At 31.1% G+C, this 11246-nt stretch carries 11 protein-coding genes; 2 read left to right on the top strand and 9 right to left on the bottom strand.

What is annotated here, in order from left to right:
* The 5 genes from MW871_RS13825 to MW871_RS13805 all read right to left on the bottom strand — a co-directional run.
* Window positions 1-398: serine hydrolase domain-containing protein (locus MW871_RS13825; RefSeq protein ID WP_248429059.1), on the bottom strand; the 398-nt coding region annotated here is incomplete at its 3' end.
* 177 nt (window positions 399-575) lie between these two features.
* Window positions 576-2000 (bottom strand): serine hydrolase, encoded by a 1425-nt coding sequence (locus tag MW871_RS13820; RefSeq protein WP_248429058.1) that lies wholly within the window; start codon window positions 1998-2000, stop codon window positions 576-578.
* Entirely contained in the window at window positions 1997-2440 is a 444-nt protein-coding gene (locus MW871_RS13815) for a MarR family winged helix-turn-helix transcriptional regulator (RefSeq protein ID WP_248429057.1), read from the bottom strand. Before MW871_RS13815 ends, MW871_RS13820 begins: the two co-directional genes overlap by 4 nt.
* Window positions 2441-2695: 255 nt before the next feature.
* Window positions 2696-3097 carry a hypothetical protein gene (locus tag MW871_RS13810; RefSeq protein ID WP_248429056.1) on the bottom strand — a complete coding sequence of 134 codons (402 nt, stop codon included), beginning with the start codon at window positions 3095-3097 and terminating at the stop codon, window positions 2696-2698.
* Between the two features lie 277 nt (window positions 3098-3374).
* Window positions 3375-3854 carry a recombinase family protein gene (locus MW871_RS13805; protein WP_248429055.1) on the bottom strand — a complete coding sequence of 160 codons (480 nt, stop codon included), beginning with the start codon at window positions 3852-3854 and terminating at the stop codon, window positions 3375-3377.
* 552 nt (window positions 3855-4406) lie between these two features.
* On the opposite strand from MW871_RS13805, the gene MW871_RS13800 reads away from it, so the two are divergent.
* Window positions 4407-4841 (top strand): hypothetical protein, encoded by a 435-nt coding sequence (locus MW871_RS13800; protein ID WP_248429054.1) that lies wholly within the window; start codon window positions 4407-4409, stop codon window positions 4839-4841.
* 393 nt (window positions 4842-5234) lie between these two features.
* On the opposite strand, the gene MW871_RS13795 is transcribed toward MW871_RS13800, so the two are convergent.
* Both MW871_RS13795 and MW871_RS13790 read right to left on the bottom strand, forming a co-directional pair.
* The gene (locus MW871_RS13795) at window positions 5235-5609 is read right to left on the bottom strand and encodes a hypothetical protein (protein WP_248429053.1); all 375 of its coding nucleotides are present in this window, start codon (window positions 5607-5609) and stop codon (window positions 5235-5237) included.
* Between the two features lie 26 nt (window positions 5610-5635).
* The gene (locus MW871_RS13790) at window positions 5636-6283 is read right to left on the bottom strand and encodes an SOS response-associated peptidase (RefSeq protein ID WP_248429052.1); all 648 of its coding nucleotides are present in this window, start codon (window positions 6281-6283) and stop codon (window positions 5636-5638) included.
* A 163-nt stretch (window positions 6284-6446) separates the two neighbouring features.
* Here MW871_RS13790 and MW871_RS13785 point away from each other — a divergent pair, with 163 nt between their 5' ends.
* Window positions 6447-6992, top strand: a complete 546-nt coding sequence (locus MW871_RS13785; RefSeq protein WP_248429051.1) for a hypothetical protein — start codon at window positions 6447-6449, stop codon at window positions 6990-6992.
* Window positions 6993-7072: 80 nt separating this feature from the next.
* Here the strand turns inward: MW871_RS13785 and MW871_RS13780 are convergent, their stop codons facing one another.
* Together MW871_RS13780 and MW871_RS13775 are read right to left on the bottom strand one after the other, a co-directional pair.
* Window positions 7073-10654 (bottom strand): PAS domain S-box protein, encoded by a 3582-nt coding sequence (locus MW871_RS13780; protein WP_248429050.1) that lies wholly within the window; start codon window positions 10652-10654, stop codon window positions 7073-7075.
* Between the two features lie 21 nt (window positions 10655-10675).
* The gene (locus MW871_RS13775; protein WP_248429049.1) at window positions 10676-11110 is read right to left on the bottom strand and encodes a response regulator; all 435 of its coding nucleotides are present in this window, start codon (window positions 11108-11110) and stop codon (window positions 10676-10678) included.
* Window positions 11111-11246: the final 136 nt, after the last annotated feature.

The raw sequence follows: 11246 nt of genomic DNA, 5'->3' as shown, positions 1-11246 counted from the left end.
TGTGTAATGAGGTGTTTTATTTTTATAGGTTCACCTTTAAATTCTAAATTGGGATAAGGTTCATCAAGGTAGTTCCTAATATCATCATCTAAATTTATTTTTTTATCAAGTACGGCTTTCGCGGCTATATAACCTGTAAAAGTTTTAGTTACAGAAGCTATTTCATAAAGAGTAGAATCGTTTGGTTTGTTTCCTTTTCCGATAGTTAATTCTCCAAAATGTTTTATTGTTGATTCCCCATCTTTATACACTGCAACGGAAACAGAATGAAATCTTTTGTCATTTAATAACTGAAACGCATTTTTTGTAATCGCATTTTCAACATTTTGTTTATTGATTTGCTGAGCACTTTTACATCCAAGTAAGACAAAAAATAAAATAGTGATTAAATATTTCATTGTTATAATTTATAGTACAATTTTTTGGTTAAATAGCTTATAACGTTTCGCGGCTTCAAGAAGTGGCGAACTTCGTGACTGCATATTTTCCACTAAGATAGTTTTTCTTGCGAATGAAAAACTTGAATTCAGCACATTACTCTCCATTTCTTGAAACCGCTGTTGTGTGTAGTTTTTTTATTCTTGTAATTTTTTTAACTTTTCCTTTGCATTGGTGTTTTCTGTGTTTAATTTTAAACTTTTTTTATAATTTTCAATAGCTTTTTTTATTTGACCGTCCATCATATATGCTTCTCCTAAAGAGTCATAAGCTTCATACGATTTTGGAAAAGATAAAACTTCGAGTGTGAATAAGTCTGTTGCTTTTTTATAGAGGCCTCTTTTAATCATTTCGTAGCCTTTAGCATTAAGGTCAGCTTCTGATAGTTCTAATTGTGATTCATTTATCACTATTTTAGCTTCTTTTATACCCTTATCTAAACAAGTTTTGATTACTTTTTTTGTGTAAAAATAATTATTCAATTTTGGTGTTGAACCTGCAATTGTTTTTTCAATAAAAAAACGAGCATCTAAAAATCCTTGATCGAGGTCTTTATTAGTAAGGAGTATTATAGTATAATTTTGTTTCTCAAATATCCGCCATTCAGCACCAATACCAAAATGTCCACCACTATGTCCATATATACCTGAACCTTTTTCTCCTGCAAATTGCATTCCGTATCCATACGAGCCATTTTCTGGTTCTTTTTTCATAAAATTTGTATAATATGCATTTAAGAGCTTATTATTTTTAAATGCCAATGCAAATTTATACAAATCATTTATAGTCGTATAACCACCACCCGCAGAACTACCTTTAACAGCACTCATAAAAATTGTCTTTTGTAATTGGTTTGGATAAACATCTGATAGTGTATAGTTCTCTGCTTCATTTTCTATAATATGGTCAATATCAAAATTGCCGGTATTTTGCATATTTGCTATGGAAAAAACATACTTTTTTATATAGTCTTCATAAGACATTTTACTCACAGTTTCTATAATTCTACCAAGCAAAATATAGTTGGTGTTCCTATAAGAGAATTGCTCATTGGGTTTAAATTCCATAGGTTCATTTTCATATAAATTTGTAAGGCTTTCCATTGTTCTAAATTTTTCTTTAGAAGTATTCAAAAACTTATCGGAATAAAAATAATCAGGCAGCCCACTTCTATGAGTTAGTAATAGTCTAATTGTGATGGAATCTCTTACGATCTTATTTGGGTAATTTGGTAGAAATTTTCCAATAGGATCATCTAAAGATAATTTTCCAGCTTGGATTAATTGAAATATCGCAACTGCTGTAAATGATTTTCCTACGGAAGCATAAGAAAATTTTGTGTCCGTATTATTTTTGACTTTGTGACCTAAATGAGCAAATCCATAGGCTTTTTTGAATATGATACTATCATTTTTGGCAATCAAAACAGCACCTGTAAAACCTTCTAAAGAATCTAGGTAGTTGGCAATTTCTGCTACTTTTCTGTTGTGATTTGAAACTGATTTTTTCTTTTCACAAGAAAATATTGTTACTATGACTAATAGGTAGATAATTTTTTTCATTTATTAGATGTTTGACAGTTTTTGGTAATTTTATTTAATATTTTGAATAATTGTTTTAATTCTTGTTCCGATAATGTGTTTAATGCAATCTCTCTATTTTTTTTTATTATAGGGTTTAGTTTTTCTATGATTTCTTTACCACTTTGTGTGATTTTTAATTCCGCTTTTCGTTTATCAGCATTTTCAATAGTTTTTGTTAGATAGTTTTTGTCTATCATCAATTTTATAATTCGGGTCATTGATGCATAATCCTTAAAAACTAAATCGGCAATTTCAGATTGAGTTTTATCTTCTCTGTCAATGATAATTAGAATTAAAGCTTGGTCCACAGTAATGTTTGGAACTGCTTTAGATATATTCTGTTGACTTAATCTACGATAAGCTTTTATAGTTTCTTCAATTGAGTAAAGTACGGTGCTTGTTGGCGTTTCGAATTTCATATTTAATTGATATATCAAGCAAATATAGATATTTACTTGATATATCAATTAATAATTATGAGAAATTTAATGTGATAAATTTCGAAAAGTAAGTGTTAATAAGGTAGGCAGGTGTCAAAATTACACACAACGTCTTGGCGCTTGGCGAGGTAGGGGGCTTTAAAGCAGAGTATTTTCTGCCGAAACGAAGATATGATAAAAAACGCTAATTCCACTAAAACCCCAATCTCGCCAAACGGCTGTTGGCAGTAGTATTTATTCCACGTCTATTTCTATTAACGTTTTAAACCATAATCCCTGAATATCTGTTTCAAGTAATTTTCGCATTGCTTTTTTACTTTTATAAATAGTTTTAACGTCTTTTGTTTCAATTTCAATATTATCTATTGAATTTGATAGTTTTTCAATTTTATCTTTTGACCAAGTTCCAATTCCGAAATAAATATTTGCAGTATCTTTTGGTTTTAAATTAAACACAATAGAATCATTTGTAGAAATTTCTCTTAATCTATATTCTTCTATTTTTGGAATTAAATTAATTTTTACTTTAGCATTATAATCTGTTTTATTTATAAAATCAATATTATATGAAGGGTCACAACTTATAAGAATATTGGCAATAAAAGTCAAGTAAAACAATTTAATTATAAGTTTCATTTTCTACGATTTTTTGGTAATATTACTGCCAACTTACTTATATGTTTAACAAACTCATATGTATACAGCAAATAGTTGTTGTGTATGTACGACTAAAGTCGTACAATATTAAAAAGCTAATATATTCAAAATCCCTACCATAATTGACCACTTTTAATAACCTACCATGAAATTTAAGTTATTTGTTTCAACTCTTCTAGACGAGCTGTTTCAAATTTCAAATATTTATAAAAGGTAGTTTTACTTTTAATCTCAAGCACTTTACAAATCTCCTCAACTAATAGCTGCTTCTCATGATATAATGCTTTTGCACGTATCGCTTTTTTTTATGATTCAACTGACAAACCTTTTGGTTTTCCACCAATTCTACCTGTAGCTCTAGCGCCTGCAAGTCCAGGATAGTCCTTTCAGAGATTAAATTCCTTTCGAATTCTGCAAATGCTCCTACTGAATGAAACATTAACATTCCTATCGCTGTAGAGGTGTCTATTCCATCTGATATACTTATAAAATCAACAATTTTAGAAGCTAATAAATTAACTATCTCTATCAAATCTTTTAGGGATCTACCCAGCCTGTCTAATTTATATATTACTACAATGTCTTTCTCTCTTAATCCTTCTAAAAGTTTAGTTAATTGTGGACGTTCTAAATTTTTGCCGGAAGCCTTCTCTACAAATATTTTATCACAGCCATATTTTTTAAGTGCATCATTTTTAGCATCTAATTTTTGATCTAAAGTTGAGAACCCTTGCATAAGAGAATATTGCCATAGTAAGTAATAATTTATCTAATAAATGTGCTTACACTTGTTTGAAGCTCACAAGTAATTAAAAGCATTTCTTTAAACTTTTAAGCAGTATCTAAATCTTCAAAAATCATGGCTTCGTAAATTGAACTGGATAAAACTAATGTGCCAATCAAGTATTCTACAAAGTAACTATCTTGAGGAGTTAATAATACATTCATAAATTCAATTATTATTTAGAATCAAAGATTGTAAATAATAATTGAATTTTAGAGTTAAAACTGATAAACTATTTAGATTTATTTAAACCGTAAGTGCTAATTGTTGATTATATTTGATCAACATCAAACTATCTACTTAAAACACGTGTCATCTCTGCTTTAAATAAATAAGTAAATGATATTGACTTAAACATTAACTATAATTATGAAAAACCTATTTCTTCTTTTTTTAATTTTCTGTGCGAGCACAATTTTTGCACAAGATCAGGAAATTATTAAGCGTGATTTTCAAACGATAATTAAATACACTTCTGAGATGAAGATTGATGATGTGCTCAACATGACATATCCGCAAATGTTTACTGTAGTTCCAAAAGCTCAGATGAGTGCAATGGCAAAAGGTATGTTATCAGGTATGGGTATAAAAATGATTTATGAACAAGTTCCGTTAAATCTTAAGATGACACCAGTCAAAACTTTATCAAAAAGCTCAATTTGTCTGAGCAAATACAATCAAAGTATGATAATGGAAGTAGGAGATTCTAGTTTGCTAGAAATGTTGACTTACGCAAAAATGAAAGACAACATAATTGAAGAATTGGATGCAAATAAAGTAAGAATTAAAGGTAGTTCTTACTTACTCGCAATTAAAGATAGTTTCACTAAAAATACTTGGAAATACCTAAGATATGATGACGAGAACGCTGAAGCTAACTCAAAAATTTTATCCAAAGAAATACTGATCGCTGTTGAGCAAATGAAGACTTCTTTATAAAGAGCTAATTTTTTATGTACTCACTAAATGATTTACTTTTTTACTAACCAAACTCTCTACCTTATAATAGGGTAGTCGTTTCTTTTTGATTAAAAAGAATATTACTTTTAAAATACAATTATACTATTTAATAAAATGGTATATATAATATTAATGTTCTCAAAGCAAGAACCATTATATTATTACTAAAACTGAAATAAAAAGTTCTGAAATTAAAATGAAAATTAAATCGAGACTTATATAATTTTCAATACAGCAAATACTATTAAAAGTACATTTTAACATTAAAAGTAATTTAAACTGAACTTTGAAAAATGAACGTTAATAATGTACTGAGTTGAGTGAATATATTGCTGAATTTCGCACCGAAAATAATTTAGTGCAAATTTCATTTTAACGACCGTTAATTTGAAGTAGGTCATTGCAAAATTTTAAAGACATATCAATGATAATTTCTATATCCTTGTCATCTGCTTTTATTTCTTTTTCTTCATCACAATGTAAAACATCTATAATAAACTTCAAAATAGCTTCATCCGAATACCTACTATAATCAATTTTATCACATTCAAAATGAATAGTAATAAACGAAGTAGTACTGATTTTTAATTTCATCTGCTCATCAAGATAATCTGCTGGATTATCGATTTCAATTCCAAAATAATCGATTTCCATTTCATTTTCATCTATCAATGAACTTACTAGTGGTATAAAATCCGAAGAAGGAATATTTATTCTTTTGGTGCTTAAAATCAGTACGTGTTGCATATTTTAAATTTTAATTACTATGAATATTAAAACAAAGATAGATGTTGTGGATCATTGGAAATTTGCTTAGCCACTAAATCCGTCTTGTAAGGATATGCGAAATCTTCGATTGGCGTTAAATTAAGCCACTTACTTTCATCTTCTGGATGTAAAACTATCGGCATTCTCTTTTTAATATTGTGAATCTTGGCCATTAATGGACTTGCATGAGTTGTCAACATTGTATACGTATTAATTACCTGGCCTGATTTGGTGTCATTCCATCGAGAATAAAGTCCTGCAAAGGCAAATAGCTCTTCGTTCCCAATTCCTATTTGATATTTAACTTTGTTTTTTCCTTTAGAATCTAACCACTGCCATTCATAAAATCCATTTGCTATTATTAAACACCTTTGATTGACAACATCTTTAAACGATGGCTTTTCTTTAATAGTCTCAATCTTTGCATTTAGAGTCATAACCTTAATATCATCGTTTTTTGACCAAGCAGGGATTAAGCCCCAATTAAAGTGCTCTATAATAGTAACATCCTCATTTGTAATTATTGGAGTTTTAGGAAATGTAAATCCATTTACGTGATCATCAGGTGCAAAGGAACTCTTGTCCTTAATTTTGGCATTAAAGCGCTTTTCAATTTGTAAAGCCAATTTAGTTTGTATGGTGTGGTAGCACATGTACTTAGGATTTTAAATAAGCAAAAATAATGATTTTTACAACACTCACAATCAGTACTTTAAATTACATAAAAATTCTATAAAATAGTGTAAGACTTTTTATTTGTGCATTTGCCAACTTTGTAAAAGGAGAAACATAATTCACCAATTAAACAAAAATATTATGGAAAATAATCACAACAACCACAACAATGACAGAGGTCAAATGCTAACAGGAATGTTCTCTGACCGTGAAAGTACAGAAAGTGCATATAATGCATTACATGAACGCGGATATGCAAAAGAGGACATTAATCTAATAATGTCAGATGAGACACGAAAAAAATACTATTCTGACGAGAATGATAAATCTGAATTAGGAACTAAAGCGGCTGAAACTGCAGGTACTGGTTCTGCCATTGGTGGAACAGTAGGAGCTATTGTTGGAGTAATTGCAGCTATAGGTACAAGTTTAGTAATTCCAGGTTTAGGACTAATAGTTGCTGGACCATTAGCAGCTGGATTAGCTGGAGCAGGTGCAGGTGGAATTGCAGGTGGAATTATTGGCGCATTAGTTGGTTCAGGAATACCTGAAGATCGTGCAAAATTGTATGAGTCCGGTATTAACAAAGGTCATGTTGTAATGGGAGTTCATCCAAGAAATGACGAAGATGCTGACTACTTAGAGCAAAATTGGAAAACAAATAGAGGTCAAGATATTTATAGATAATCTTATCTATTTTAAAAAAAATACTCGGCATATTTATGTCGAGTATTTTTTTTGATTATAAAGTAAAATTCTTAAAAATTTTAATGGGAAGTAGGGATAAAGATTTTGAAAGTTGCGCCTTCATTTAAAATTCCATGTGCAGTTATTATTCCACGATGATTTTCAACTATCCTTTTCACAATCGCTAAACCAATACCGGTCCCCTGAAACTTTTCCTTTCCATGCAAGCGCTGAAATACTTGAAATATTTTCTCACTGTATTCCTCTTCAAATCCAATTCCATTATCGCTAAATTTTACATAACAGTACTCTACATCTTGCTTCAGATTTAAATTATTTAACTCTGATCCAAAAGCTATTAAGCTGTCAATAGTAATTTTTGCATCGCAATCAGGTTTACTGAACTTCAATGAATTAGTAATTAAATTAAATACTACTTGTCTAAATTGAACTGGAATAACATCAATTTTGCAGTCATTTATAATGTTGATAGTAGTGCTTCTTCCTTCAAAATCGTACTCTAAATCTTCTTTTACCTCTTTAACTATAGTGGAAATATTTGCCTTCTCATATACACGTTCTTGAATGCTCGTTCTAGAATAAGCAAGTAAATCTTGAATAAGTGTTTGCATGCGATCAGCAGCACTTTGCATTCTTATAAACTTATCTTTACCTCCCTCAGATATATTGTCATACTCTCTTTCTCTAAGTTGAGTCGCGAATGTTTGAATTTTTCGTAAAGGCTCTTGTAAATCATGACTAGATATATAAGCAAAGGACTGTAATTCCTTATTCATCTTTTCTAAATCATCATTCTTCTGAAAAAGCTCCTTTGTGCGTTCTAAAACCTCTCGTTCTAGCTCATTCGTAAATATTTTTTGATCTTGAATGTCTGTACTAGTACCTACCCACATTTTTATTTTTCCTTCTTTATCGCGTTGCGGGATAGCTCTAGTTAATTGCCAACGATATGTTCCATCACTTTTTCGAAAGCGATGCTCAATTATAAAATCTTTCTCGGTTGCTATTGCGTCCATCCATCTTTCAGTGTTGTCTTCTTTTTCATCGTCATGAACAATTGAGAGCCAACCTTTTTCAATAATTTCTTCCTTATTATAACCTGAGAAATCAAACACAGCTTGATTAAAATAGCTAAATTTTCCTCTTTCATCAGCAGTCCACACAAACTGAGGCATTGAGTCGGCTAAAAGTCTGAATTTTTGCTCATTTTCTTCTAACAGTTTCTTTGCTGTAACATTCGCCGTTACATCTGTGGCAACGACCATAACTCCTGTTACGGTATTGAAATCTAATAAAGGATGATATACAAAGTTAAAATAGCAGTTTTCCTTTTTACCAAATCGTGTTAAAGTCACTGGGAATTCATAACCATGAAAGGCTTCTCCCGTTCTATAAATTTCTTTAAAAATAGGACTTATAGTTTCTTCTGCATCAGGTAAAACTTCGAATATAGGTCTTGATAGTAAATCATTTGTGGTTTTGTCTACTAACTCTAAATAGGGAGCATTAACCATGTTGACGATATTTTCTGGACCTCGCACAATTATCATAGCAACTGGAGCTTGATGCACCGCATTACGAAAGCGCTTTTCACTTTCTTCAATTTTTTCTTTGACTTCATTCAATTCAGTGACTTCAGCAGCTGTGTTCATCACGCCATAAATTGCACCACTTGAATCTTTTAGTGGAGTAAAACTATAATTAAAATAATGAACCTTTAAAAATCCATCTTTTAAAAGAGCTACGGGCTGATTTTTAGCATTAAATGCTATTCCACTTTTATAAACCGTTTCTATCTGCTCATAAATATTTTGCTTTTCTAATTCCGGTAATAGATTTCTATATAATTTCCCAATAACATCACTTCCCTTTCCCCATGCATCAATCATGGATTGATTTGCAAGGGTAATACGCATCTCACTCCCAGTATAAACCGCGATGGGAAATGGTGCACTTCCCACCAAACTACGAATGCTTTGCTCACTTTTTTCAATTTCTTTTCGAGCAATCACTTGGGTAGTTACATCATATCCAAGAACCATAATTTTATTACTGTTGCTTTGATCATCGTAAATAGGCTCATAGGAGAAGTTCATATAAACAGTTGCTAAGGTACCAGATCGCATAATTTTTAATGGTAGCTCTGTGGTAGATAAATGTTTTCCTGATGCTCTTACATTATTTAAAATTTCTTTAACTCCTTGTAAAGATAATTCTGGTATGGACTCAAAAACAGATATGTTATCAACTTCCTGTGCGGTTTTACCCCATAAGTCTAAAGCACTTTCATTTGCTATTTCAACAATATACTCTGGGCCACGCAAAATTGCAATAGCCATAGGCGCTTGTAATATGATTGATTTTAAGTTATTCTCACTTTGCTCTAGTTGTTTACGAGCAGTATTTTGCGCCGTAATATCCTCTACTGTTCCATTAAATCGGAATGGCTTTTTATTTTCATCAAATAACACCTTACCTTTTGCATGCAATGTAATTTCATTTTTAGAAATAGGATTTACGATATTATATGCGATATCATAAATACCTCCCGAAGAAAAATCCAAAGCTTTTGCAATAGCATTTAAAACATTTTCTTGATGCTCTTCTACAATAACCTTTGTGGCATCATCTAAGTCTACTTCCTGGTCAGCACTTAAACCAAACCATTCTTTTAAACGGATATTAGCTGAAAATTTATTAGTTATTGGATTATAATCAAATGTTCCTAGAGCTGCAGCTTCAATTACAAATTCTAATTCTTTTTTACTATCTTCGAGCGCCTGCTCTACAGCTTTTTGAGAGGTAATATTTGTGTTCGTACCGAACCATGTAGTAATTTCTCCCTCCTCATTTTTTACAGGAAGAGCTCTAGTTAAAAATTGCTGATAATTTCCATCAGCACCTTTAATGGCATAGCTCATCTCCAATGGTATCCCTTTTTCTAAAGAGAAGTTCCATTCTTGCAATATATTTACCAATTCATCTTCACGATAAACGGACTTCCATCCCCAACCTTTCATTTCTTCAAAAGTGGTTCCCGTATAATCATACCATTGTTTGTTATACCAATATAGATCCCCTTTTTCGTCTGCCATCCATGCTAGATTAGGAATATTATCAGCAATAGCTTTAAATCGCTTCTCGCTTTTATTTAGTTCCTCATTTGCGAGGTTCTTAGCGGTAGTCTCAAAAATGGTTATTAAAATTCCTCCTATGGATCGATCCTGCAAAAAAATAGGACTGTATGCTAAATCAAAATAACAGTTTTGAATCGAGCCCTCTCTTAATAATGGAAACATAAAGTTTGAAAACCCTACAGATTCTCCTCGTTCCACAGCTTTGAAAATAGGTTCAGTAATATGCCACACCTCTGAAAAGGTTTCAGAAGTACTTTTCCCTAAAGCATCTATCTCCTTTTGATGTCCTAAAATGGGCACATAAGCATCATTAAAAATTTGTCGATATTCCTTTCCCCATGCTATATACATTGGAAAAGGATTATTGAGTATGATAGAAACTGCAGATTGTAGGTTTTGAGGCCAAGTATCTGGACTTCCTAGCGTAGTTTGTGTCCAGTCTTTGTTGCGAATTTGAAGTCCCATTTCGCCTCCACCTTCCAGAAAATAATATGGATTGTCCAAATTGAAATGATTAAAAATGTATTAGCACTGAATAATAAATTTACTTCTTTCGGGTTGATTGATTTTATCTACAGTTAATAATACTGTTGCCTGATTAATTGCCTTTTTTAATATGCCAAAGTCACCTGGCTTTCTAATATAATAATGGGCTCCCATTTCATACAGTTTATTTACCATATCAATATCCATAGATGTAGAGAATATAACAACCGGTATGAATTTTAATTCTTCATTACATTTTATCTCTAATAGACATTCACAACCTGTTTTACGCGGCATATTCAAATCAAGGAAAAGAACGTCAGGTAATTGACCTGTATTATTTGTCAGGAACTCCATTAGTTCAACTCCGTCACTAACGGTAGATAAAGTAGTGGTCGAAAATAAATCTTCAACAGCATCTTGAAAAAAAAGACGATCATCCATATCATCGTCGGCAAGCAATAAATTTTCCATAAGAATGACTATTCAGAATATTACTAAAGTAAAATCTTAGGTTAAGAAAAAATTTCATCTAAATCAACCCAAAAGTAAGAAAAATTAATTATAAAAACGCAATTTTAAATTCGTGTAATTCGCAATAACTATGAAA

The organism is Flavobacterium pygoscelis (assembly GCF_023162025.1).
Lineage (GTDB): Bacteria > Bacteroidota > Bacteroidia > Flavobacteriales > Flavobacteriaceae > Flavobacterium > Flavobacterium pygoscelis.
The sequence above is the reverse complement of the archived record's forward strand: the minus strand, read 5'-3'. Positions and strand labels throughout refer to the sequence as shown.

What these genes read in the sequence shown, in the direction of transcription:
- MW871_RS13810 (WP_248429056.1), bottom strand. Translation starts at nt 3,097, where the DNA reads ATGAAACTTATAATTAAATTGTTTTACTTGACTTTTATTGCCAATATT.
- MW871_RS13800 (WP_248429054.1), top strand. Translation starts at nt 4,407, where the DNA reads ATGACATATCCGCAAATGTTTACTGTAGTTCCAAAAGCTCAGATGAGT.
- MW871_RS13795 (WP_248429053.1), bottom strand. Translation starts at nt 5,609, where the DNA reads ATGCAACACGTACTGATTTTAAGCACCAAAAGAATAAATATTCCTTCT.
- MW871_RS13820 (WP_248429058.1), bottom strand. Translation starts at nt 2,000, where the DNA reads ATGAAAAAAATTATCTACCTATTAGTCATAGTAACAATATTTTCTTGT.
- MW871_RS13785 (WP_248429051.1), top strand. Translation starts at nt 6,447, where the DNA reads ATGGAAAATAATCACAACAACCACAACAATGACAGAGGTCAAATGCTA.
- MW871_RS13790 (WP_248429052.1), bottom strand. Translation starts at nt 6,283, where the DNA reads ATGTGCTACCACACCATACAAACTAAATTGGCTTTACAAATTGAAAAG.
- MW871_RS13775 (WP_248429049.1), bottom strand. Translation starts at nt 11,110, where the DNA reads ATGGAAAATTTATTGCTTGCCGACGATGATATGGATGATCGTCTTTTT.
- MW871_RS13805 (WP_248429055.1), bottom strand. Translation starts at nt 3,854, where the DNA reads ATGCAAGGGTTCTCAACTTTAGATCAAAAATTAGATGCTAAAAATGAT.
- MW871_RS13815 (WP_248429057.1), bottom strand. Translation starts at nt 2,440, where the DNA reads ATGAAATTCGAAACGCCAACAAGCACCGTACTTTACTCAATTGAAGAA.